19 protein-coding genes are annotated in these 24,520 nt (G+C 36.3%); 14 read left to right on the top strand and 5 right to left on the bottom strand.

Annotation, left to right across the window (positions count from 1 at the left end; all coding sequences use genetic code 11):
* Positions 1–88: 88 nt before the first annotated feature.
* Both truB and ribF read left to right on the top strand, forming a co-directional pair.
* Positions 89–1,015, top strand: a complete 927-nt coding sequence (gene truB / locus TS1_RS01325) for a tRNA pseudouridine(55) synthase TruB (RefSeq protein ID WP_068707021.1) — start codon at positions 89–91, stop codon at positions 1,013–1,015.
* Between the two features lie 14 nt (positions 1,016–1,029).
* Positions 1,030–1,977, top strand: coding sequence for a riboflavin biosynthesis protein RibF (gene ribF / locus TS1_RS01320; RefSeq protein ID WP_068707019.1), 948 nt, complete (start codon positions 1,030–1,032; stop codon positions 1,975–1,977).
* A gap of 96 nt (positions 1,978–2,073) precedes the next feature.
* On the opposite strand, the gene TS1_RS01315 is transcribed toward ribF, so the two are convergent.
* Complete coding sequence (locus TS1_RS01315) at positions 2,074–2,316, bottom strand: hypothetical protein (protein WP_068707016.1); 243 nt, start codon at positions 2,314–2,316, stop codon at positions 2,074–2,076.
* Positions 2,317–2,467: 151 nt separating this feature from the next.
* Here TS1_RS01315 and TS1_RS01310 point away from each other — a divergent pair, with 151 nt between their 5' ends.
* From TS1_RS01310 to TS1_RS01300, 3 genes are all read left to right on the top strand, one after another.
* A complete protein-coding gene (locus TS1_RS01310; RefSeq protein WP_068707014.1) occupies positions 2,468–3,058 on the top strand; it encodes a LemA family protein in 591 nt (196 codons plus the stop codon).
* 15 nt (positions 3,059–3,073) lie between these two features.
* Positions 3,074–4,402: a TPM domain-containing protein gene (locus TS1_RS01305; protein WP_068707013.1), complete on the top strand. Its 1,329-nt coding sequence runs from the start codon at positions 3,074–3,076 to the stop codon at positions 4,400–4,402.
* A gap of 227 nt (positions 4,403–4,629) precedes the next feature.
* Positions 4,630–6,072, top strand: coding sequence for an MFS transporter (locus tag TS1_RS01300; RefSeq protein ID WP_068707011.1), 1,443 nt, complete (start codon positions 4,630–4,632; stop codon positions 6,070–6,072).
* 88 nt (positions 6,073–6,160) lie between these two features.
* On the opposite strand, the gene hemW is transcribed toward TS1_RS01300, so the two are convergent.
* Entirely contained in the window at positions 6,161–7,312 is a 1,152-nt protein-coding gene (gene hemW, locus TS1_RS01295) for a radical SAM family heme chaperone HemW (protein ID WP_068707009.1), read from the bottom strand.
* A gap of 218 nt (positions 7,313–7,530) precedes the next feature.
* Between hemW and hrcA the strand changes: the two genes are divergently transcribed.
* From hrcA to dnaJ, 4 genes are all read left to right on the top strand, one after another.
* Positions 7,531–8,571: a heat-inducible transcriptional repressor HrcA gene (gene hrcA, locus TS1_RS01290; protein ID WP_068707007.1), complete on the top strand. Its 1,041-nt coding sequence runs from the start codon at positions 7,531–7,533 to the stop codon at positions 8,569–8,571.
* A 43-nt stretch (positions 8,572–8,614) separates the two neighbouring features.
* Positions 8,615–9,196, top strand: a complete 582-nt coding sequence (grpE, locus tag TS1_RS01285; protein WP_068707005.1) for a nucleotide exchange factor GrpE — start codon at positions 8,615–8,617, stop codon at positions 9,194–9,196.
* A 52-nt stretch (positions 9,197–9,248) separates the two neighbouring features.
* The gene (gene dnaK / locus TS1_RS01280) at positions 9,249–11,087 is read left to right on the top strand and encodes a molecular chaperone DnaK (RefSeq protein ID WP_068707003.1); all 1,839 of its coding nucleotides are present in this window, start codon (positions 9,249–9,251) and stop codon (positions 11,085–11,087) included.
* A 175-nt stretch (positions 11,088–11,262) separates the two neighbouring features.
* Entirely contained in the window at positions 11,263–12,417 is a 1,155-nt protein-coding gene (gene dnaJ / locus TS1_RS01275; RefSeq protein ID WP_068707001.1) for a molecular chaperone DnaJ, read from the top strand.
* A 74-nt stretch (positions 12,418–12,491) separates the two neighbouring features.
* On the opposite strand, the gene TS1_RS01270 is transcribed toward dnaJ, so the two are convergent.
* On the bottom strand, positions 12,492–13,229 hold the full coding sequence (locus TS1_RS01270) for an amino acid ABC transporter ATP-binding protein (protein ID WP_068706999.1): 738 nt from the start codon (positions 13,227–13,229) through the stop codon (positions 12,492–12,494).
* A gap of 1 nt (position 13,230) precedes the next feature.
* Positions 13,231–15,396 carry an amino acid ABC transporter substrate-binding protein/permease gene (locus TS1_RS01265; protein ID WP_068706997.1) on the bottom strand — a complete coding sequence of 722 codons (2,166 nt, stop codon included), beginning with the start codon at positions 15,394–15,396 and terminating at the stop codon, positions 13,231–13,233.
* A 317-nt stretch (positions 15,397–15,713) separates the two neighbouring features.
* Between TS1_RS01265 and uvrB the strand changes: the two genes are divergently transcribed.
* From uvrB to whiA, 5 genes are all read left to right on the top strand, one after another.
* A complete protein-coding gene (uvrB, locus tag TS1_RS01260) occupies positions 15,714–17,696 on the top strand; it encodes an excinuclease ABC subunit UvrB (protein ID WP_068706995.1) in 1,983 nt (660 codons plus the stop codon).
* 18 nt (positions 17,697–17,714) lie between these two features.
* Complete coding sequence (gene uvrA / locus TS1_RS01255) at positions 17,715–20,531, top strand: excinuclease ABC subunit UvrA (RefSeq protein ID WP_068706993.1); 2,817 nt, start codon at positions 17,715–17,717, stop codon at positions 20,529–20,531.
* 479 nt (positions 20,532–21,010) lie between these two features.
* On the top strand, positions 21,011–21,895 hold the full coding sequence (gene rapZ, locus TS1_RS01250; protein WP_068706991.1) for an RNase adapter RapZ: 885 nt from the start codon (positions 21,011–21,013) through the stop codon (positions 21,893–21,895).
* Positions 21,892–22,893 (top strand): gluconeogenesis factor YvcK family protein, encoded by a 1,002-nt coding sequence (locus TS1_RS01245; RefSeq protein WP_068706989.1) that lies wholly within the window; start codon positions 21,892–21,894, stop codon positions 22,891–22,893. Before rapZ ends, TS1_RS01245 begins: the two co-directional genes overlap by 4 nt.
* 24 nt (positions 22,894–22,917) lie before the next feature.
* Positions 22,918–23,859 carry a DNA-binding protein WhiA gene (gene whiA, locus TS1_RS01240; RefSeq protein WP_068706987.1) on the top strand — a complete coding sequence of 314 codons (942 nt, stop codon included), beginning with the start codon at positions 22,918–22,920 and terminating at the stop codon, positions 23,857–23,859.
* 89 nt (positions 23,860–23,948) lie between these two features.
* On the opposite strand, the gene TS1_RS01235 is transcribed toward whiA, so the two are convergent.
* On the bottom strand, positions 23,949–24,464 hold the full coding sequence (locus TS1_RS01235; protein WP_068706985.1) for a thioredoxin domain-containing protein: 516 nt from the start codon (positions 24,462–24,464) through the stop codon (positions 23,949–23,951).
* Between the last annotated feature and the right edge of the window lie 56 nt (positions 24,465–24,520).

The following is a 24,520-nucleotide window of genomic DNA, read 5'->3' as shown; positions in this document are numbered from 1 at the left end:
GAACAAATAAAATCTCCTTATTTTTGATTTGTGATTTTTGCAAAAAATTATGTTATACTATTAAGGCTGAAAAAAGCAAGGAGGACTTATGAACGGGATTTTACCACTATGGAAAGAGCGTGGCATGACAAGTCATGATTGCGTTTTTAGATTGAGAAAAATATTACATACAAAAAAAGTAGGTCACGGAGGCACTCTTGACCCGGACGTTGATGGAGTATTACCAATTTGCATTGGCAAAGGAACGAAAGTGATTGAATTTTTAACAGATTCTGGTAAAGAATATGAAGGTGAAATTACTTTGGGATATGCGACAACAACTGAAGATGCATTAGGAGAAGTTGTCAAGCGTGATTTACTTACGGGTCCTTTTTCAACAGAAGAAATCGATCAAGCTATGCAATCGTTGGTTGGTGAAATTACGCAGATTCCACCCATGTACTCAGCAGTGAAAGTCAACGGTAAACGTCTTTACGAATATGCCAGAAATGGACAAACGGTAGAACGTCCACAGCGCAAAGTCCAAGTAGATTCTTTTGCACGCACCTCTCCTCCTTCCTATCAAAAAAAAGAACAGCTGCAGTCTTGGCGTTTTAAAGTCGTTTGTGGCAAAGGAACTTATATTCGAATATTAGCGGTTGATGTGGGAAAGAAACTAGGAGTCAGCGCGCATATGTCTGATTTAACTCGTATAAAAAGTGGTGGTTTTACTAAACAGCAAACTGTAACTTTAGAACAAGTACAGACTGCAGTCGAAGAAAATCACATTGATGATTTACTCGTACCAATTGAATATGGTGTTCAGCATTTTCAACGAATAGATATTAACACTGAATTATGGCAAAAAGTAAGAAATGGAATGAGGTTATCTTATCAAGACTTCCAGCTAACAGAAATGCCTGTAGCGCCAATTGCCATTTTTTATCAAAGTAAAGTGGTTAGTTTATATGAGCCAAATCCAAAAGAAAAGAGTGGCTTAAAGCCGTTGAAAGTATTACGGAATGAAGTTAGTTAGGAGATTAATGTTTTATGAAGGTCATTGAGTTTAGGCATCCTTATACAAATGATATAGTTCCTGCAGGAGATGTCGTTTTAGTATTAGGCTTTTTTGACGGTGTACATAAAGGACATCAAAAAGTCATTGAAAAAGGCAGAAAAATCGCAGATCAAAATGGTTTAAAGTTGGCAGTGATGACTTTTAATCAACACCCTTCCATCGTGTTTAAAAAAGTTAAACCGGACGAAATGAAATATTTAACAAATAATGAGCAAAAGAAGCAGTTAATGGCTCACCTTGGAGTGGATTATTTATATATTGTTGAATTCACCTCTTTATTTGCAAGCCTAAGTCCACAAGAATTTGTTGACCAGTATATTGTCAATTTAAATGCAAAATTTGCTGTGGCTGGCTTTGACTACACTTATGGACCAGAAGATATAGCAGATATGAAACATCTACCGCAATATGCTAAAGGAAGGTTTGAAGTAATCGCTGTTTCTAAAAAAACGCAAGATAACAGTAAGATTAGTTCGACCCGGATTAGGGAATGTCTAGATCAAGGAGATATGGAAAAAGCAGCGAGTTTATTAGGCTATACCTATGAAATTGATGGGATAGTGGTCCATGGCGATGCTAGAGGGCGTACTTTGGGTTTTCCTACGGCCAACATCAAAACTGAAAGTACAACTCGTTTGCCTAAAGAAGGCGTTTATGTTGCCGAAATTAAAATAGGGGATAAATGGCATCCGGCAATGGGATCTATTGGTCACAATGATACTTTTGAAAAAGGACGTCAATTAACCGTTGAGGTATATATTTTAGATTTTTCGCAGGATATTTATGGCGAGCAGGTAAGCGTACGATGGAACCATCTTATACGTGATCAAGTAGCTTTTAATGGCGCAGAGGAACTTATCCAACAGTTGAAAAAAGATGAAAGAAGCACACGTCGTTATTTTGAGAACAAAAAGGGATAATTTTTTCATACAGATAAAAATAAGCTGACAAGAGAACTAAAAAGTTCTCTTGTCAGCTGTTTTGCTATTCAAAGACAAAGGAGCGCTGTACAAAAATTAATCGGAGGATGTTTCATTTTCGATGATTTGTTTTACTTGAAATTCAGTAGCTGATGTATTTTCAGAGTCAGCATCAGAAAAATCAAACAACAAGTATTCGCCGCTCTTGTCTTGGACAACGACTAATTTTTCATTTAGGCCGCGTTTATCTTTTTCGATTTGCACTTTTTTCATCAATTCTTCTTGATCGACATCTGATGTTAAAGCATTTCCACGGTTAAAAAAGATCGTTTCTTCCATGATGACCTTCCCTTTTTATTATTGTGATGTTGTCTTAAGCTTAAGACATAGAGACTGACTTGTCAAAGGATGTAGCTAGTATCCTTTTGTGGTATATGTTATTTTATGGTAAAATAGAATGTGAAATACTCACAAGGAAGGTGATTTAAAATTGGATAAAAGAAACCGGAATCTTTTGTTATTAATTATTGCGGCAGTGATTTTTGTTATTGCTGCACCTACTGTTTTTACTTATAATCGCTTAGCATCAGCTGAAAATGATGTGGATGCAAGCTGGTCACAAGTTGAAAATGTGATGCAAAGAAGAGCCGATCTTGTGCCTAATTTAGTAGAATCGGTTCAAGGAAGTATGCAACAAGAACAAGAAATATTTGGTAACATTGCCGAAGCCAGACAAGCTTATAATGAAGCCAATACACCTGAAGAAACAGTGGAAGCAAATGACGAATTGTCTGGACAACTTTCAACAATGGTTAATGTTATCAGAGAAGATTACCCAGAACTAAGGTCAAATGATAATGTTAGGACATTAATGTCCCAACTAGAAGGAACGGAAAATCGAATTTCAACAGAACGGAGACGTTACATACAATCGGTTAACCAATATAATCAATTACTGGTACGTTTTCCTAATAATTTAGTTGCTAACATATTCAACTTTGATAGAAAGGATAATTTTGAAGCTGAAGAAGGCGCGCAAGAAGTTCCCGAGGTCGATTTTGATATTGATACGAGTGAATAAAGGGGGCTTTTGTCTATGAAAGAAGTGAACGAGGCACATTTAAATAAAAATACCATAAAAAATATTCATCATTATTATCGACGTTTTAAACGCTTGAATACTATTTATGTTTGGATATGTGGATGTTTTATTTTACTGGGGTTATTATTTTTTGTTATCGGCGTGCCTTTATTAAATCATCAAAAAAATGTAATGGAACAGTATTACAATAGCCAAATTAGCCAGCTGCAAGCGCAAAAAGAGCAAAAAGAAGCAGAAATTGACGCGCAAAATACTTCTTCATTTGAAACAACTTTACAAGCGCAAAAAGCACAGTACGCTAATGAATATACACCTCAAGCTGATTATTACGAAGCGGATATAGGAAATAGCACGATTGCAATTGATCGTAATAATATTTTTGTTTCAGATAATGCAGGAATTTTATCTAATGAAGTAAAGGAAAAAATTTATCAGTTCAACCGACAGTTAGATGAGAATGCTAATGGTGCGCAATTTATGGTTGTCACGCTTAATCAATTACCTAATGGAAAAGATATTGAGTCTTACGCAACAGATATCTTTAATAACTTAGGTATAGGAAATAAGGAGGAAGACAATGGCGTACTATATTTGATGTCGGTTTCTGAACAGGAAACTAGATTAGAAGTAGGGTATGGACTTGAAGGTGTGCTAACAGATGCTGATAGTCAGGATATTCTTGATGACGATGAAGTAGTAGAAAACTATCAAGATGAAGATTATTCAGAAGGCGTGAGTGCAACGACTGATTTAGTTGCAAATTATATTAATTCAAAAACACCTTATGAAGATAGCCAAATAAACACTTATGAAGGTCGTCGAGATAGTCTAGGCTTTGTTTTACTTATTCCAATTGTTTTTATGTCTCTCTTATTTATGGTGGTTCTTTTATATTTTGTTGGAATAATGAGAACTAGAAAATGGATAAAAAAAGACTACAAAGAATTTTCTAGTATTGTTGGAAATGATAATAACATCACAGAACAGTCTGCTGAACAAATTAAAAAATTAAACCTATATGCACTTATTTTTTATGGTATGGTTTACTGGCAAACTTATCATCATGTGTTAAAAAATAGAGATATCGGACGCTTGTTGAACAAATATCCATCTGGCCGTAAAATAGGACGTCGCGTATTAGTAGGCGATACGTTATATGATTATCGCGGGTTAATTTTAACCGCCCATTATGCTTCATCTGCTTATAATCCTCGATCGTCAAAAGGCCGTGGTGGACGCGGCGGCGGTTTTGGTGGTGGATTTGGCGGCGGCTCGTTCGGCGGAGGTGCTTCTGGTGGTGGTGGTGCTTCCGGTGGCTGGTAAATAGATTGTTGAAATTTAGAAGATATTGAACCATTTGAGCAAAAACTATTTGGCTCAAATGGTTTTTCTTGTTTAGATGCTCTATAAGCTAAGCCATAGGTATTTTCGACTGTTAGCTTTTTTAAGTAGTATTTTATAAAATAGAATTAAAAATGTTTTTTGATTTTACTAGGAAAAAATAAAAGATTTCCATATAATAGAAAGTAGCGCAAAGGAGGAAGACTTATATGAACAGTTTTCAAGAGAATAAAGAAGTACAAAAAAATCGTTGGTGGATTTTAATTTCTGTTTCTATGTTTACTTTTATGTCTACATTAGATGGCAGTATTGTAAACATCGCTTTGCCAACAATTTCTAAGGATTTATCGGTACCTATGAACCAATCTGAATGGATTGTTTCTATTTATTTAATGATCGTTTGTTCTTGCTTACTTTTATTTGGGAAAGTAGGGGATAGTTTTGGTAAAATTAAAGTTTATCGTATTGGCACTTTAATTTTTACTTTTGGGTCATTATTATGTGGTTTTAACCAATCACTGTTGTTTTTGTTATTTGCTCGTGTCGTTCAAGCAATTGGAGCAAGCATGACAATGGCGACCAATACTGGGATTATCACCGAAGTATTTCCACTAGAAGAAAGAGGACGTGCGCTGGGTTCAATCGGTGCATTTGTATCATTAGGAGCTATTGCTGGCCCTGGCCTAGGTGGACTTATTTTAGCTCAACTATCCTGGCAATACATATTTTGGATTAATGTACCGGTAGGGATTATCACTATGTTGATTGGTGAAAAATTCCTACCTAAAGATATTACAAAAAGTGGACAAAGAATCGATAAAACTGGCTTTATTAGTTTCTCATTATTCATTTTGTCTTTGTTCGGCGGCGTTTTTCTTGGACAAGAACAAGGATTTACTCATGCTTTGCCGTTGAGTTTATTTATAGTAGCTATTGTTACGTTTATTTTGTTTATTTTTATAGAAAAAAGAATCAGCCTTCCTTTAATTACATTCTCTGTTTTTAAAAATAAAATTTTTACGATGAGTTTATTTAGTGCTTTGCTTATTTTTTCGTCTAATTTTTTTGTTAATGTTATTATTCCTTTTTATTTACAAAACGCTCGCGGATTAAGTCCTAGCTATGCGGGTTTTTTAATGATGACTTTTCCATTTTTGATGGTCATTGGTTCTCCTATAAGCGGTTATTTAACGGATAAAATTGGAAGTGAACTACTTGTACTGCTTGGATTGAGCTTACTTGTCATTACACAGTTGATGTATGTATTTATGGAAGTGGATACGCCTATTTGGTATTATATTTTAGCTACTGCAATTATGGGGTTGGGAAATTCGTTATTTCAATCACCTAATAATACGATGATTATGAGTAGTGTAACAAAGGGAAATCTTGGTGTGGCTGGCAGTATGAATTCTTTTGCCAGAAATTTCGGTATGGTAGTGGGTATCGCTTCTTCTACGACCATTTTGTATCATGCTATGAGTATGAGAGTAGGAGAAAAAGTAACGACTTATATTCCCGGTCGGCCAGATGTATTTATTTACGGCATGAAAGTCACTTTTTTAGGTTCTGCGCTTATTTGCCTGTTTGCTTTACTGCTAACTATTTGGCGTATTAAAAAACAAGGAGGCATACGGAGAAAAGAAATCTGAGAAAAACTATCTGCTAAATTTTTAGGACATTACTTAATTAAGTAATGTCCTATTTTTGACAAGAGCATAACAAAATCGTAAATGGGATTTAAGATAATAAGAATTTTTCAAATACGTCATTACCTAAAAATACGCCCTTTTTAGTTAGTTTAATACGATTGTTTTCATAGGTTAATAGCTGTTTGGCAAATAAATCTGGCAGCACCTGACGATACAATTCAGTTAATTCTTGTCCAAATTTTTCTTTAAAACGAACTAAAGAGACACCTTCTTGTTTTCGTAATCCCAAAAACATCTCTTCCTCGATTTGATTTTTTAAGGTGAGCTTTTCTGTTTCAACAATAGGTAATTGATTGCTGCGTAAGGGATTCAAATAATGCTGAATAGGGCCAAAATTTCTGTAACGTTGTTGATTTAAATAGCCACTTGCTCCTGCGCCAAAGCCATAATAATGTTCATTATTCCAATAAACTAAGTTGTGTTTAGATTCCCATCCTTTTTTGGCAAAATTGCTAACTTCATAATGAGAAAACCCGGCTTTTTCCATTTCTTCAATAGCCAGTTCGAACATTTTAGCTTCTTCTTCTTGTTCAGGCAGTTCAATTCTTCCACGACGTACCCAATTCATAAACATCGTTTTATTTTCCAAAATTAAGGAATACATCGCATAGTGGGGTAAATCAAGGGCAATCGCTTTTTTTAAGCTAATACGAAAATCTTCAAAGCTTTGCCCAGGCAAGGCATAGATTAGATCAATTGAAACATTTTCAATTTGATTTTTTTCGATTAATTTTAACGATTGATAGACATCTCTTGCTGTATGTTTTCGTCCAATTTTTCTTAAAAGCCGATCATCAAAAGTTTGCACCCCCATTGAAAGCCGATTTATTCCATAATTTTTAATGACATCTAGTTTTTCTTGCGTCAAATCACCAGGATTTGCTTCAATTGTAAATTCTTTGGTGGTTTCAACGGGCAACAATTGAGTGATGCCACTGAGTAAATCATCTAATTGCTTAGCAGATAAAGAAGTAGGCGTACCTCCTCCGATATAAATGGTCTCAGTATTCTCTGTGGGATGGATACTCAGAGTTAATTGTATCTCTTTTAATAATCCTTGAATATATTCGTCGACGGGTTGTCCTTTTAGAAAAACTTTATTAAAATTGCAATAAAAGCAAATATGTTCACAAAAAGGGATATGGATGTAACAAGAAGTACTGGGATTAGTTTTTGACATAAGTTAAAGGCTCCTTTGACACTGTTGTCTTGACCATAGTTTACCACAAGTCAAAGTATAAAAAGCCAGTTTTTTATACGCTTTTTTTAAAATTAGCACTCTAGCTTAAAGAGTGCTAATTTTTTGAGCATTTTCTCTTGACATCTTTGATATTTATGATATATTAGTAACCGTGTTAGCACTTAGATATAAAGAGTGCTAATGAGAAGGTGATAAATTTGTTAACGCAAAGACAGAATAATATTTTGCATTTAATTATTCATAATTATACAAATTTAGGAAAGCCAATTGGATCTAAAACGCTGATGGAAGAAGGGATTGCAGCTAGTTCGGCCACGATTAGAAATGAGATGAAAACTCTTGAAGATTACGGTCTTTTAATCAAACCACATTCTTCTTCAGGTCGTGTCCCTTCGTTAAAGGGTTATCGTTATTATGTCGATTATCTTCTTGAGCCGGAAGCATTAGAAAAAAGCGAAGTAGACGCTATTCGGCAGTCCTTAGGGAAAGATTTCAACGAAATCAATGATATCATTGAGCAATCAGCTAAGATTCTTTCTAACTTAACTAGTTATACGGCGCTTTCTATTGGTCCGGATGTAAAAAATAGAAGGTTGACAGGTTTTAAAATGGTTCCTTTAAATAATCGGCAAGTGATCGCAATCATTGTAACTGACAAAGGCAATGTTGAAAATCAAGTTTTTTCAATACCTAAAAGCGTAGATAGCGAAGATCTTGAAAAAATTGTACGGATTATTAACGATAAATTAATCGGCGAGCCTTTACTAACAGTTTATCAGCGCCTGCGGACCGAGATTCCGATGATTCTTCATAAGTACTTTCAAACGACAGAAGGGATTCTTGACCTATTTAATAGCATGCTAGGTGAAGCTTTTGAAGAAAAGATCTTTGTAGGTGGACAGATGAACTTACTAAATTCTGATCAGATTCAAAATGTTGATCAATTTAAATCTATGTACTTATTCATGGAAAATTCGAATCGCTTAAATGAATTACTAAGCTCTAAAGATCAACCAATTCAGGTTCGAATCGGTTCAGAGTTGGGGAGCGATTTGTTAAGTGGTATGAGTTTGATTCAGGCCAATTATAAGATCAAAGGCCATGGTAATGGTACAATTGCATTATTAGGCTCGGCTAGCATGCCGTATTCAAAGATGTTTAGTTTACTTGATGTATTTCGTCAAGAATTAGCGCTAACGCTGGATGAGTACTATCGTTCGATCGATTCATTCGGTTAATCTGCGTGAATTGTCAATTATATATAGAAGGGATGTTAGATCATTGTCTGATAAAGAAAAAAAAGCAGAGGAAGTAGAAGAAACTTTCTCTTCTGAGGTTAACGAAGATAAAGCAGCTGTGGAAAATGAAGACCAAACAGTTGAAGAAACAGAAGATGAAAGTGTACAATCTATTTCTGAAGTTGACGAATTAAAAGCGCAACTGGATGAAATGGAAGACAAATATCTTCGGGCTTCAGCCGAGCTTACGAATATGAATAATCGTTTTCGTAACGAACGTCAAATGTTGCAGAAATACCGTTCTCAAGATTTAGGAAAAAAATTACTACCTGCTCTTGATAATTTGGAACGCGCTGTAGCAATTGAAGTCGAAGATGAACAAAACGAAAACTTGAAAAAAGGCGTGGAAATGACTTTAGAAAGTTTACGTTCTGCAATGCAAGAAGAAGGGATTGAAGAGATTTCCGCAAAAGGAGAGACATTTGACCCCACACTGCATCAAGCAGTGCAAACCGTTCCTGCGACAGAAGACCATCCGGCAGAGACAGTGGTTGAAGTATTACAAAAAGGCTATAAGCTTTACGACCGTGTTCTTCGTGCTAGTATGGTAGTTGTCGCACAATAAATTAGAGTATTTCAATTTAAATAAATGATAATATTACAAAGGAGATCATAGTATGAGTAAGATAATTGGTATTGACTTAGGTACGACAAATTCAGCCGTTTCAGTTTTAGAAGGCGGCGAATCCAAGATTATTACAAACCCAGAAGGAAATCGCACAACACCTTCTGTTGTTTCATTTAAAAATGGAGAAATTCAAGTAGGCGAGGTAGCAAAAAGACAAGCAGTAACCAACCCTGATACTATTTCTTCTATCAAACGTCACATTGGTGAAGATGGTTATAAAGTAGAAGCAAATGGCAAGTCTTATACTCCGCAAGAAATTTCGGCAATGATTTTACAATACATCAAAGGTTTTTCAGAGGATTATCTGGGCGAAGATGTTGAAAAAGCTGTTATTACAGTGCCAGCTTATTTTAATGACTCGCAACGTCAAGCAACAAAAGATGCGGGTAAAATTGCCGGATTAGAAGTAGAACGTATCGTCAATGAACCAACAGCTGCTGCTTTAGCTTACGGCTTAGATAAGACAGAACAAGATGAAAAAATCTTAGTTTTTGACCTTGGTGGCGGTACTTTTGACGTCTCCATTCTTGAATTAGGTGACGGCGTATTTGATGTATTATCAACTGCTGGTGATAATAACCTAGGCGGGGATGATTTTGACGAAAAAATCATCGATTATATGGTTAGTGAATTTAAAAAAGAAAACGGCATAGACTTAAGTAAAGATAAAATGGCTTTACAACGTTTAAGAGATGCTGCTGAAAAGGCTAAGAAAGATTTATCTGGTGTTTCAAGTACACAAATTAGCTTACCATTTATTACAGCAGGTGAAGATGGACCGCTTCATTTAGAAATGAACTTGACTCGTGCCAAATTTGACGAGTTAACTACTAGCTTAGTTGATCGTACTAAAGAACCTGTACGCCAAGCTTTGAAAGATGCTGGATTGTCTCAATCTGATATTGATCAAGTCATCTTAGTGGGTGGTTCTACTCGTATTCCGGCTGTTGTTGAAGCTGTACGTAAAGAAACAGGGAAAGAACCAAATAAATCAGTTAACCCAGATGAAGTAGTTGCAATGGGTGCTGCTATTCAAGCTGGTGTTATTAGTGGAGACGTGAAAGATGTTGTCTTGCTTGACGTAACTCCTCTATCCCTTGGAATTGAAACTATGGGTGGTGTATTTACGAAGTTAATTGATCGTAATACGACAATTCCAACAAGCAAGTCACAAGTATTCTCTACGGCTGCTGATAACCAACCGGCTGTTGATATTCATGTACTTCAAGGTGAACGCCCAATGGCAGCTGATAATAAGACTTTAGGACGTTTCCAATTGACGGATATTCCAGCTGCTCCACGTGGTGTACCTCAAATTGAAGTTACATTTGATATTGATAAAAACGGTATTGTAAATGTTTCTGCTAAAGACTTAGGTACACAAAAAGAACAAAAAATCACTATTCAATCATCTTCAGGTTTATCAGATGAAGAAATTGATAAAATGGTTAAGGATGCTGAAGCAAACGCTGAAGCAGACGAAAAACGTAAAGAAGAAGTTGACTTGCGTAATGAAGTAGACTCATTGCTATTTACAGTAGATAAAACATTGAGCGAACTTGACGGAAAAGTGGACGAAGAAGAAGTTAAAAAAGCAGAAAACGCACGTGATGAATTGAAAGCTGCTGTTGAAGCAGATGACATCGAAGATATGAAAGCAAAACGTGATGCATTAAATGAAATCGTACAAAACTTGAGCGTTAAGATGTACGAACAAGCAGCACAAGAACAACAAGGACAACAAGGTTCAGATGATGCTTCTAATACTTCTAACGATGATGATGTAGTGGATGCAGATTTTGAAGAAGTAGACGATGACGATAAATAATTTCGTTCGTTGTGAAAAAGCCAAAGTCATCTGCTTTGGCTTTTTCTTTTGAAATGTTGTCTACTAGAGTAGAAAATAGTCTTTTTTATTAAGTATTTTAATAAACTAATGTTTCTTCTGCATAATTTATGATAAAATACGAAAGACTGTTAAAGTATTAGATGGAGGGAAGCCAATGGCAACAAAACGTGATTATTATGAAGTCCTAGGCGTAGAAAAAGGGGCTTCAGATGACGAAATCAAAAAGGCATATCGTAAGCTTTCCAAAAAATATCATCCAGACATCAACCAAGAGCCTGATGCAGAAGAGAAATTTAAAGAAATCTCAGAGGCTTATGAAGTTTTAAGCGACCCACAGAAACGGGCAGCTTATGATCAATATGGACATGCAGGCACAGACGCCAATTACGGCGGTGGTGGTGCTGGTGGATTTGGCGGCTTCGGCGGATTCTCAGATGCTGGTGGCTTCGGTGGCTTTGAAGACATTTTTGAATCTTTCTTTGGTGGGGGCCGATCCGCAGATCCAAATGCTCCGCGTCAAGGGGACGATTTGCAGTATTCAATTCATTTAACTTTTGAAGAAGCAATCTTCGGTAAAGAAACAGAAATTACCTATAAACGAAATGAAGTTTGTCATACATGTGGCGGCAACGGTGCAAAACCAGGTACTCAGCCTGAAACTTGTCATAAATGTAAAGGCTCTGGTACTATCAATGTTGAACGTCAAACCCCACTTGGCCGTGTAATGACTCGTCAAACTTGTGACGTTTGTCATGGAACAGGGAAAGAAATTAAAGAAGTTTGCGAAACTTGTCATGGTACAGGACATGAAAAGAAAACACATAGCGTAAATGTTTCTGTTCCAGCAGGTGTAGAAGACGGACAACAAATGAGGTTAGCTAATCAAGGAGAAGCCGGGACAAACGGTGGACCTTATGGAGACTTGTACGTTGTCTTTTATGTGGCAGAAAGTGACATTTTTGATCGCGATGGTTCTGAGATCTATTATGAATTGCCAATTAACTTTGTACAAGCGGCTTTAGGTGATGAAGTTGATGTACCTACTGTTCATGGAGACGTTAAATTGAAGATTCCGGCAGGTACGCAAACTAATACGAAATTCCGTTTGAAAGGCAAAGGAGCACCTCGTTTAAGAGGAAACAGCACTGGAGACCAACAAGTAACAGTGAAGATAATTACACCGAAGAACTTAAATGAAGAGCAAAAAGAGGCACTACGAAATTTTGCTGAATTAACTGGTCAAAGTACTGAAGAACAACAATTAGAAGGCTTTTTTGATAAGATGAAAGATGCTTTTGGAAAAAAATAAGAAAAACGAAAGACATTTTCTGAAAATAAGTAACAAAAAAGAGTTCTCGAAGAGAGAACTCTTTTTTGTTTGGGTCAGATATTCAGCACCTTTTCTAAAAATGCTTTTGTACGCTCGTTTTTAGGATGATTGAAAACTTCATCTGGTTTGCCATCTTCTAAAAAATAGCCGTCATCGATAAACATAATACGATTAGCTACTTCTTTAGCAAAGCCCATTTCATGAGTAACGATCACCATGGTCATTCCTTGGTGGGCCAATTTTTTCATAACGTTCAAGACGTCACCAACCATTTCAGGGTCTAAAGCTGAGGTAGGTTCGTCAAATAACATAATATCTGGATTCATTGCTAATGCACGGGCGATGGCAACCCGTTGTTTTTGTCCACCAGAAAGACTTTCCGGATACACTTCTCTTTTATCTGATAAGCCAACTGTTTCTAATAGTTCATCAGCCCGCTTTTCGACTTCTTGCTTGTTTTCTCCTTTTACGTCTAATGGAGCAAGCATGATATTTTCTAAAACAGAAAGGTGAGGGAATAAGTTAAAATGTTGAAAAACCATTCCTATATGTTGGCGTATTTGGTTAATATTGGTTTTCTTATCAGTTAGATGCTCTCCATCAATGATGATTTGTCCACTGGTGGCTTCTTCCAAACGATTTAAACAACGTAAAAAAGTTGATTTTCCTGAACCGGAAGGACCAATAATACAAACGACTTCTCCCTCTTTAATAGAAGTGGTGATATCATTTAGTACAGTATTGTCGCCAAATTTTTTGACCAAATTTTCGACTGAAATTTTTTCATTCATTTTATTTCACCTTCTTTTCCAGCACTTTTGCTAATTTGGTTAAAGCGGTAATTACAATCAAATACATAATCGCAATTATCAAATATACATAGGTACTTTGCATAGTACGCGCAACAATGATTTTTCCCGTTTGCAATAATTCTACTACGCCGATAACAGATATAATGGTCGTATCTTTTAAAGAAATGACAAACTGGTTTACAAACGATGGAATCATTATTTTTACGGCTTGTGGCAAAATAATTTTTTGCATCGTACGGTTGTAGGTAAGACCTAAACTTCTTGAAGCTTCCATTTGTCCGCTAGGGACTGCGTTAATTCCGCCTCTGACAATTTCTGCGATATAGGCACTGGCATTTAAAGTCAGTGTGATGACACCTGCTGTAAAGTCAGGAATTGTCACACCAATTGCATCAGATAGACCGAAGAAAATGAAGAAAGCTAGTACCATCATAGGGATGCCACGGATCACATCTACGTAAATTGAAGCAACCGTACGTAAGATTTTGATAGGAGCCACACTAAATAGTCCAATAATAACTCCTACAATTAATGCTAAGGCAAAAGAAAGTAAGGCTAAGGCCATCGTTTTCCATAAACCATTTAATAATACTTTATAATTATTTTTAATTAGCCCGACAAAAGATGACTCATCTGTAGCGGATTTGTTCGCTGTGGAGCTACCACTGTCATCGATGTAAGTTGAAATGATTTGGTCATATTCTCCTGTACGCTTCATTTCTTTTAGTGCTTCGTTAAACATTTCTAACAGTTCTGGGTTTTGTCCCCTTTTAACCGCAAAACCATATTCTCCGCCTGACTCACGCTCAATTGGCGTTTCAAGCGCTTGTCCTTGAGCCATGGAATAGCCAATCACTGGATAGTCATCCATTAAGGCATCAATTGCATCCACGCGAACAGCTTCATATAATTGGTCGGCATCATCGTATAACTTCACTTTAAAACCATACTTATCTTTATTTTCGTCTAAGAAATCAGCGCTTTCCGTACCAACTTTGGCACCTACTGTTTTTCCGTCGAGGTCGTCATAAGAAGTGACATCGTCTTTATTTCCTTCTTTTACGGCGATTTGAATACCACTTTCAAAGTAAGGGTCAGAGAAATCAAAACTTTCTTTTCGCTCGTCGGTAATAGACATACCGGCGATCATTCCGTCAGCTTGGTCTCCTTCGACAGCCTGAACTGCACCTGAAAAACCGATGTGATTAAATGTTACGTTAAAGCCTTGCATTTCTGCTGCACGTTTCATTAAATCTACGTCAATTCCCACATATTTATTTTCGTTATTTTGAAATTCAAATGGAGCAAAAGCTGAATCACTCGCAATAACGTATTCATCTTTTTTAGGCTCTACTTTTTTCATTTCGCCCGTTTCATTACTATCATCATTAGCCTCTACATAGTTGTTAACAATTTTATCATATTCTCCAGAATCTTTTAGTTTTTTCAAGCCAGCATTGAATTTTTCTAAAAGCTCTTTATTTTCACCTTTTTTGACTGCAAAACCATAGGGATTTCCTTGTTCTGGTTCACCAACTAGAGATAAATTTTCACCTTGTTTGATGGCATAGCCAAGGACAGGATAATCATCAAAAATCGCTTCGACAGTATCATTTTTTACTGCTCCATATAATCCTGTAGCATCGTCATAATTTTTGACATCAAAATGGTATTTGTCTTTATTGTCTTCCAAAAAATCGGCACTTTCCGTTCCAACTTTAGCACCCACCGTTTTTCCATTTAGATCTTTGTAAGATTTTATCTCATCATTTCCTTTAGCGACTGCCATTTGAATACCACTATCAAAATAAGGATCAGAAAAATCAAAACTTTTCTTTCGTTCATCAGTGATTGACATTCCTGCAATCATTCCATCAAGTTGGTTGGATTGTACCCCTTGGACTGAGCTATCAAAACCTAAAGGCCGCAATTTCACTTTAAAACCTTGATCTTTAGCGATAGCATTTAACAAATCAATATCAATACCCTCATATTTATTCTCGTCATTTTGAAATTCAAATGGGGCAAACGTTACGTCAGTTCCGATTTCATAAGTTTTTTCTTCAGCAGCGGCTGTTTTGCTAGTAAAAAAGAAAAAAGCCATTAAAAAAGCAAGAAATGAAACAAACATCGTTCTTTTTTTCATTTAAAATCTCCTCCTTTATAGACAATCGAGGGAAATAAAATTTAAATTTTTTGCTGGCAGGAAGTTGAATATCTTTCCATATATTGTCTTAATAAAGAAAATTATATATCAAACTTTTCAAACAAAGCAAGAAAATATGAAGAAAAAGTACAAAATAACACAAAAATATAACAATTTATGTAAAATAATCTTACATATAAAAGAAAATTTAGAAGTGAGTAAAAAAATGGCGAAAGTACGTTCGGTATGTTAGAATAGTATAGCAAAAGCAATCATTGCATACAGGATAGATTTATCCAGAAAGAAGGAAGACATTTATGATTGAAAAAGAAGTATCACATCAATTTGAACTTGTTTCAAATTATCAGCCATCAGGCGACCAGCCTGAAGCAATTGAAGAGTTGACTGATGGGGTGTTAAATCATAAAAAAGCTCAAATTCTTTTAGGTGCTACTGGGACAGGTAAAACATATACGATTTCAAATGTCATTCAAAATGTAAATAAACCAACGTTAATAATTGCTCACAATAAAACATTAGCCGGTCAGTTGTATGGCGAATTTAAAGAATTTTTTCCTAATAATGCGGTTGAATATTTTGTGAGTTATTACGACTATTATCAACCAGAAGCTTATGTTCCTTCAAGTGATACTTATATTGAGAAAGATTCTAGCATTAATGATGAAATAGATAAGTTGCGACACTCAGCCACTAGTTCGTTATTAGAACGTAATGACGTGATTGTGGTTGCTTCTGTGTCAAGTATCTTTGGTTTGGGTTCACCTATGGAATACCAAAAACAAGTTGTTTCTTTACGCCAAGGAATGGAAATTTCTCGTGATGAACTATTACGTTCATTAGTAGATATTCAGTTTGAACGTAACGACATTGATTTCCAGCGGGGACGTTTTCGGGTAAGAGGCGACGTGGTTGAAATCTTTCCAGTATCGCGTGCTGAACGAGCCTTGCGAGTTGAGTTTTTCGGGGACGAAATTGATCGTATTCGAGAAGTTGATGCATTAACGGGCGAAATCGTAAGCGAGACTGAGCATGTTTCTATTTTTCCAGCGACTCACTTTGTGACCGATGAAGATCATCTGGAAACGGCTATTACTTCGATCAAGGATGAGTTAGAGGATCGCTTGACTGTCTTAAAAGAAAATAACAAACTGTTAGAAGCACAGCGCTTAGAACAACGAACTAATTATGATATTGAGATGTTGCGGGAAATGGGTTATACTTCTGGAATTGAAAACTACTCTAGACACATGGACGGCAGAAAAGAAGGGGAACCGCCTTATACACTGCTTGACTTTTTCCCAGAAGACTACTTGATTGTCGTAGATGAATCGCATGTCACCATGCCGCAAATTCGAGGAATGTATAATGGAGACCGTGCTAGAAAACAAATGTTGGTGGATTATGGATTTCGTCTACCTTCTGCTTTAGATAACCGACCGTTGAAGTTAGAAGAATTTGAAAATCATGTAAACCAAATTATTTATGTCTCAGCAACTCCTGGTCCTTATGAAAATGAACAAACAAACACGGTAGTTGAACAAATTATTCGTCCAACAGGACTTTTAGATCCACTTATTGAAGTGCGGCCAATTATGGGACAAATTGATGACCTTGTAGGTGAAATCAATCAACGGGTAGAAAACGATGAACGGGTTTTTGTGACAACATTGACGAAAAAAATGGCAGAAGATCTAACGGACTACTTCCGAGAGTTAGGTATAAAAGTGAAGTATCTGCATAGTGATATTAAAACATTAGAAAGAACTGAAATCATTCGGAACTTACGTTTAGGTGAATTTGATGTTTTAGTTGGAATTAACTTGTTAAGAGAAGGTTTAGATGTTCCTGAAGTTTCTCTTGTTGCTATACTAGATGCTGACAAAGAAGGATTTTTACGTAGTGAACGTTCTCTTGTTCAAACAATGGGAAGAGCTGCTAGAAACGCGGATGGCAAAGTCGTGATGTATGCAGATAAAATCACCGATTCCATGCAAAACGCTATGGATGAAACGACTCGGCGTCGTAAAATCCAAGAAGCTTACAATGAAGAACATGGGATTGTACCACAAACGATTAAAAAAGATGTTCGTGATTTGATTTCAATTTCTTCTATGGTAGAAGAAGACAATGGGGAGCAACTATCTTACGAAAATCTTAGTCAAGATGAAAAAGAAGATTTGGTAGAAAAATTAGAAGTAGAAATGAAAGAAGCTGCGAAATCTCTGGATTTTGAAAAAGCAGCAACTTTACGTGATTCGATTTTAGAATTAAAAGCTTAAATGATTCGGGGGAAAAATATGTCAAATGATAAAATTGTGATACATGGCGCTCGTGCCCATAATTTAAAAAATGTAGATGTGACCATTCCAAGAGATCAATTGGTAGTGGTCACTGGTTTGTCTGGATCTGGGAAAAGTTCTTTGGCTTTTGATACGCTGTATGCTGAAGGGCAGCGACGCTATGTAGAAAGTCTGTCTTCTTATGCCAGACAATTTTTAGGTCAAATGGATAAGCCAGATGTTGATAGCATTGATGGTTTAAGTCCAGCTATTTCCATTGATCAAAAAACAACTAGTAAAAACCCTCGTTCAACAGTTGGAACTGTTACTGAAATTAACGATTATTTGCGCTTGTTATATGCTCGAGTGGGTTATCCAATTTGTCCTAATGACCATGTCGAAATTACGAGTCAATCGCCAGAGCAAATGGTCGATCAGGTCCTTGAATTACCAGAAAGAAGTAGAATTCAACTACTAGCGCCAGTAGTTGTTCAAAAAAAAGGTCAACATAAGAAAACATTAGAACAAGTGCAAAAAGAAGGCTATGTACGTGTACGCGTGGATAGTGAAATTTACGATATAACAGAAGTGCCAGAACTTGAAAAAAATAAAAAACACGATATAGCAATTGTCGTTGACAGGATTGTTATTAAAGAAGGTGTTCGTTCTCGTTTGTTTGATTCTTTTGAATCAGCTTTGCGTTTATCTAACGGCTACGCCGTAGTCGATATCATTGATGGAGAAGAGATGCTTTTTAGTGAGCATTATTCTTGCCCATATTGTGGTTTTACTGTAGGAGAATTGGAACCTCGCTTGTTTTCTTTTAATGCTCCTTTTGGCGCTTGTCCTGAATGTGATGGCTTGGGAATAAAATTAGAAGTGGATATTGATTTGGTTATACCTGACCAATCGAAAACTTTGCGACAAGGAGCAATTGTTCCTTGGAACCCTATTAGTTCCCAATATTATCCGCAAATGCTAGAGCAAGCCTGCCAGGGGTTTGGCATAGATATGGATACTCCATTTGCAGATTTATCTAAAGAACAAAAAGACATTGTCTTGTATGGATCGAATGGAGAGCATTTCCATTTTCATTATCAAAATGACTTTGGTAACGTTCGCGATGTTGATATGCCTTTTGAAGGAGTAATGACCAACATTAAACGTCGTTATCATGAAACAAACAGTGATTTTACGCGTGACCAAATGCGTTTATATATGACCGAACTAACTTGCCAATTATGTCATGGTTATCGCTTAAATGATCAAGCACTTTCGGTTAAAGTAAACGGTAAGCATATTGGTGAAATCAGCGATTTAGCAATCAATTATGCAGCTGATTTTGTCGAAGAGCTCACTTTATCTGAGCAGGAGCAAACGATTGCCCTGCCAATTGTTAAAGAAATTGACGATCGGTTAAACTTTTTACAAAATGTCGGCTTAGACTATCTGACATTAAGTCGTTCTGCTGGTACGCTTTCTGGCGGTGAAGCTCAGCGTATTCGACTAGCTACACAAATTGGTTCTAACTTATCTGGAGTTCTTTATATTTTAGATGAACCATCGATTGGTCTTCATCAACGCGACAACGATCGGCTGTTGAGTTCACTAAAGAAAATGCGCGATTTAGGAAATACCTTGATTGTAGTGGAACATGATGAAGATACGATGAGTTCGGCCGATTATCTAATTGATGTAGGGCCTGGTGCTGGTGATTATGGTGGAGAAATTGTGGCTTCAGGAACCCCGCAACAAGTAGCCGAAAATCCCCATTCGTTAACTGGCAAGTACCTTAGTGGCAAAAAAGAAATTCCTGTTCCTAAAAAAAGGCGTAAGGGGAATAAAAAGAATATTACGTTAACTGGCGCGCAAGAAAACAACTTAAAAAATATTAATGTTAAATTTCCTTTAGGGAAATTCATTACGGTCACTGGCGTATCAGGGTCAGGCAAATCCACATTGATTAATGAAATTTTGAAAAAAGCCTTGGCTCAACGAATAAACCGGAGTTCAAAAAAACCAGGGAAGTTTAAAAAAATTACCGGCTATGAGAATATCGAAAAAATTATTGACATAGATCAAAGCCCTATCGGAAGAACGCCACGTAGTAATCCAGCTACTTATACGAGTGTCTTTGATGACATTCGTGATTTATTTGCTCAGACGAATGAAGCCAAAATACGCGGCTATAAAAAGGGACGTTTTAGTTTTAATGTCAAAGGTGGGCGTTGTGAAGCTTGTAAGGGCGATGGGATTATTAAAATTGAGATGCATTTTCTACCAGACATCTATGTGCCTTGTGAAGTTTGTCATGGCAGACGCTATAATTCAGAAACTTTGGAAGTACATTATAAAGGAAAAAATATTTCTGAAGTTTTGGATATGACAGTCGATGATGCCTTTGACTTTTTCCAAAATATTCCTAAGATTCGACGCAAACTTCAAACGATTGTAGACGTAGGTTTGGGTTATGTTAAATTAGGACAACCTGCAACTACTTTATCTGGCGGTGAAGCTCAACGAATGAAATTAGCTAGTGAGTTGCATAAAAATTCTAATGGTAAAAACTTTTACATCCTTGATGAGCCTACAACAGGTTTACATTCAGATGATATTCTTAGATTATTGCAAGTACTCGAACGCCTAGTAGATGCGGGAAATACCGTATTAGTCATTGAGCACAATCTAGATGTGATAAAGTCAGCAGATCATGTGATTGACTTAGGACCAGAAGGCGGAGAAAATGGCGGAACTGTTATTGCTACTGGGACTCCTGAAAAAATTGCAGCGGAGCCAGATAGTTATACAGGGCAATACTTAAAAAAAATATTATAAAGAATAAGAAAATTTTTTAGACTCTTTGTCGAAATTATTATAGAAAAGAAGAACTTTAACGGTTCTTCTTTTTTGTTTTTACATAAAAAGGAAAACCGTCATTCATTTTAAACGCATAGTTATGAGACTTAGAATATTCATTATTTTGCCTGGTAACTAATTATCAGATAAAAATTTAGTTATCCTATGTCTTGTAATTAGAGGTTGGACATCACTTTAAATGAGAATCGGAACTGTAACAGCATTAAAAGTAAGACGAAAGTATTCGAATTATATTTAATAAGATTTGTTGTCCTTTGTTTGCGACAAGTAAGATAGAAGCTTGCTCTCAATTATTTTATTTTTAAGTAGTTATTACAAATAGTGCCTTTTTTGTAAGTAATCAAAGAAACTATAAATATTCACAAAAAACATTCGAAAAGATACGCCCGGAGTGCTATAATTGAAGAATAGAAAAGTTCGTGCAAGGAGAATAAAAAATGACCGATAATTTAGATTTAGTAATAATCACAGGGATGAGTGGCGCAGGAAAAACGGTAGCTATCCAAAGTTTTGAAGATTTAGGCTACTTTTGCATAGATAATATGCCGCCTAATCTAATCCCTAAGTTCTGGGAACTAATCAAAGAATCCGGTAAAATCACAAAAATTGCTTTAGTGATTGACTTACGTTCAAGGTCGTTTTTTGAAGAGATACAGGCCATGCTCGTAGAAATTGAGAATACTTCTTTTATTAATACTCGTATATTGTTTTTAGATGCTTCTGATAGTGAATTGGTTGCGCGTTATAAAGAAACTCGACGTACCCATCCATTAGCGATGGATGGATTGATTACAGAAGGTATTCGCAAGGAACGGGCAATTTTAGATGAGTTAAAGGCGGAGGCATCGATAGTGATAGATACCACCCAATTAACACCTAGACAACTACGAGAGCGGATTAATGAGGAATTCCGTAGTTCAAATGATACAGGTTTTCGCATTGAAATGGTTTCTTTTGGCTTTAAATACGGATTGCCTATTGATGCTGATATCGTAATGGACGTACGTTTTTTGCCTAATCCTCATTATATTGATGAATTACGTCCTCTAAGCGGGCTGGAAAAGCCGGTTTATGATTATGTAATGAACTCTTCTGCGACTGAAAGTTTTTATCAGCAGTTCTTGAGCTTGCTGCAAACGATCATGCCTGGTTATGTCGAGGAAGGAAAGAGCAATTTGCTGATTGCGATTGGCTGTACTGGAGGACAGCATCGATCAGTGGCATTAACACAAAGAATCGGTCAAGCTTTGTCTCAAGACTATAAAGTGAATATCACCCATCGTGACAAAGATAAACGGAAAGAGACGGTGAATCGCTCATGAGTATGAAGACATACCGTATTCGGCGCCCTAAAGTTGTTGTGATGGGCGGTGGTACTGGTTTACCCGTCATTTTAAAAAGTTTACGTAATCAAGGGGTCGATATTACAGCTGTTGTCACAGTCGCTGATGACGGTGGTAGTAGTGGACAGTTACGAGACTCAGTGACTTCAGTTACTCCACCCGGTGATTTGCGGAATGTTTTAGTTGCTTTATCTGATATGCCAAAACTTTATTCTGATATTTTTCAATATCGCTTTAATAAAGAAGATAAGTTTTTAGCTAATCATGCTTTAGGCAATCTTATTATTGCTGGAATGAGTGAGATGCGTGGTAGTACGTATGAGGCGATTCAGTTATTATCTAAAATGATGCATGTTAAAGGCAATATCTATCCTTCTTCTGATGAACCGCTTATTTTACAAGCTGATTTTAAAGATGGTACAAGCGTACGAGGTGAGTCTAAAATTGCCTTGGACCGTAAAACCATTGATCACGTTTCTGTCAAAAATCAAGCCAATGATGGTATGCCTAAAGCAGCTAAAAAAGTTGTTTCTTCTATTTTAGAAGCAGATATGATCGTTTTAGGACCTGGAAGTTTGTTTACCAGTATTTTACCTAATTTGATGATTTCAGAAATCGGAGAGGCGATGTTACAAACAAAGGCAGAAACGGTCTATATTTGTAATATTATGACACAAAAGGGAGAAACTGAGCGCTTTACAGATGCTGACCATGTTCGTGTATTACATGAACATTTGGGACAGGCTTTTATAGACACTGTTTTAGTTAATACTGAAAAAGTCCCTGACGGTTATATGAATTTTGAAGTTTATGATGAATATTTGCTACAAGTACAACATGATTTTAAAGGGCTCAGGAGCTTAGGATGCCGGGTGGTATCGACTGACTTCTTAAAATTAAGAGATGGCGGGGTCTTTCACGATGGCGATAAAGTAGCAGAAGAACTATTACGAATTGTTTATGAGGCAAAAAATTAAGAAATTTTTGAAAGAGGTGCAAGCATGTCTTTTGCCGCGGATGTAAAAAAAGAGCTGACAAGCTTAGAAGTTCATCGTGAACATGCTAAAGCTGAGCTTGCCGCGTTGATTCGTATGAATGGCTCGCTAAATTTATTTAACCAACAATTAATCCTAAATATACAAACTGAAAATGCTGCTATCGCAAGACGTATTTATTCTTTATTAAAAGAACATTTTCACGTGCGCAGTGAACTTTTAGTCCGGCGAAAAATGAAGTTAAAGAAAAATAATGTATATATTGTTCGTTTAAAACAAGATACAAGACGTGTCTTAGATGAACTAAGTATTATGGACGGTGTAGTGTCTAGCACTCAAGTAAGTAATGACATCATGGGAAATACACAAAAAATGCGTTCTTATTTGCGGGGGGCCTTTATGGCTACCGGCTCTATTAATAATCCGGAAACGAGCCGATATCATTTAGAGATTTATTCCGTTTATGAAGCACATAACCAAGATATCTGTAAAATGTTAAATCACTATGGTTTAAATGCGCGGACATTAGAAAGAAGAACAGGATATATCTCTTATTTAAAAGGCGCTGAGCATATTGCAGATTTTCTGACATTAATTGGAGCAACCAACTCCATGCTAAAATTTGAAGATGTTCGCATCGTGCGGGATATGAGAAATTCAGTGAATCGTTTGGTTAATTGCGAAACAGCGAATATGAATAAAACAATCGATGCTGCTTCTAAGCAAATCCAAAACATTGAATTTATTGAAGATCGGGTAGGTTTGTCTGCTTTGCCTGACAAACTTCAAGAAATCGCTGAATTACGCTTAGAACATCCAGAGATTAGTTTAAAAGAACTAGGTGAAATGTTACCAACCGGTGCCATTTCTAAATCCGGGATTAACCATCGGATTCGTAAAATTAACGAATTTGCGGATAAATTAAAAGAAAAAGAAAATGTAGGATAAAAAAACATTGAGCAAACAATAGTGTTCTCTAAAATTTAGGTTTAGACCTAGCCCTTAGAAAAAATGCAAAGTTGCTCAATGTTTTTTATTTATTCATTGATATAATTTGTTAATGTTTGTTGATCAATATTTTCATCAAAAATATGTCCATCAAGAAATAACGTAGGAGTCACTGTAATATTTGCCTGATTTTTTTCTTGTACAATTTCTTCAGCAGTGTCTAAATGGTGATGTTCAGTTAGCTGAAGGTTATTTCTAGCAAAGTCTGCCACTTGGTGTAAGGACAGATCCCCCCATTCATCTTGAGAATCAAAAATACGACTGATATCTTCTAAGGCTTGTTTAGGATTATCGTCAGTAACAAAACGATGCATTACATTTCCTCGTTGCAAAGATTCTTTGGTTTGATCAAGTAACTTGATGAGACGGTTTACTTTCTGGTCTGAAACAGCCTTTTCTAACACATCTTTTGACTCTGTAAACCATTGTTTACAAAATGGGCAGCGTAAATTGATAAACTCAACGATTGTTTTAGGTGCCTGCTCGCCAATTCGGATACCATATTCTGTATTGATTTTTTCTTTTTTAATAACTGAGATATCCATACAATATTCCTCCTTATTTTCTTCCAGTGTAACGTTTTTTTAATCAAATGTGAATA

The organism is Tetragenococcus solitarius NBRC 100494, from assembly GCF_001544195.1.
GTDB lineage: Bacteria > Bacillota > Bacilli > Lactobacillales > Enterococcaceae > Tetragenococcus > Tetragenococcus solitarius.
This window is presented reverse-complemented; position numbering and strand designations above follow the sequence as displayed.

What these genes read in the sequence shown, in the direction of transcription:
- truB (WP_068707021.1), top strand. Translation starts at nt 89, where the DNA reads ATGAACGGGATTTTACCACTATGGAAAGAGCGTGGCATGACAAGTCAT.
- ribF (WP_068707019.1), top strand. Translation starts at nt 1,030, where the DNA reads ATGAAGGTCATTGAGTTTAGGCATCCTTATACAAATGATATAGTTCCT.
- TS1_RS01315 (WP_068707016.1), bottom strand. Translation starts at nt 2,316, where the DNA reads ATGGAAGAAACGATCTTTTTTAACCGTGGAAATGCTTTAACATCAGAT.
- TS1_RS01305 (WP_068707013.1), top strand. Translation starts at nt 3,074, where the DNA reads ATGAAAGAAGTGAACGAGGCACATTTAAATAAAAATACCATAAAAAAT.
- TS1_RS01300 (WP_068707011.1), top strand. Translation starts at nt 4,630, where the DNA reads ATGAACAGTTTTCAAGAGAATAAAGAAGTACAAAAAAATCGTTGGTGG.
- hemW (WP_068707009.1), bottom strand. Translation starts at nt 7,312, where the DNA reads ATGTCAAAAACTAATCCCAGTACTTCTTGTTACATCCATATCCCTTTT.
- dnaK (WP_068707003.1), top strand. Translation starts at nt 9,249, where the DNA reads ATGAGTAAGATAATTGGTATTGACTTAGGTACGACAAATTCAGCCGTT.
- dnaJ (WP_068707001.1), top strand. Translation starts at nt 11,263, where the DNA reads ATGGCAACAAAACGTGATTATTATGAAGTCCTAGGCGTAGAAAAAGGG.
- TS1_RS01270 (WP_068706999.1), bottom strand. Translation starts at nt 13,229, where the DNA reads ATGAATGAAAAAATTTCAGTCGAAAATTTGGTCAAAAAATTTGGCGAC.
- TS1_RS01265 (WP_068706997.1), bottom strand. Translation starts at nt 15,396, where the DNA reads ATGAAAAAAAGAACGATGTTTGTTTCATTTCTTGCTTTTTTAATGGCT.
- uvrB (WP_068706995.1), top strand. Translation starts at nt 15,714, where the DNA reads ATGATTGAAAAAGAAGTATCACATCAATTTGAACTTGTTTCAAATTAT.
- uvrA (WP_068706993.1), top strand. Translation starts at nt 17,715, where the DNA reads ATGTCAAATGATAAAATTGTGATACATGGCGCTCGTGCCCATAATTTA.
- rapZ (WP_068706991.1), top strand. Translation starts at nt 21,011, where the DNA reads ATGACCGATAATTTAGATTTAGTAATAATCACAGGGATGAGTGGCGCA.
- TS1_RS01245 (WP_068706989.1), top strand. Translation starts at nt 21,892, where the DNA reads ATGAGTATGAAGACATACCGTATTCGGCGCCCTAAAGTTGTTGTGATG.
- whiA (WP_068706987.1), top strand. Translation starts at nt 22,918, where the DNA reads ATGTCTTTTGCCGCGGATGTAAAAAAAGAGCTGACAAGCTTAGAAGTT.
- TS1_RS01235 (WP_068706985.1), bottom strand. Translation starts at nt 24,464, where the DNA reads ATGGATATCTCAGTTATTAAAAAAGAAAAAATCAATACAGAATATGGT.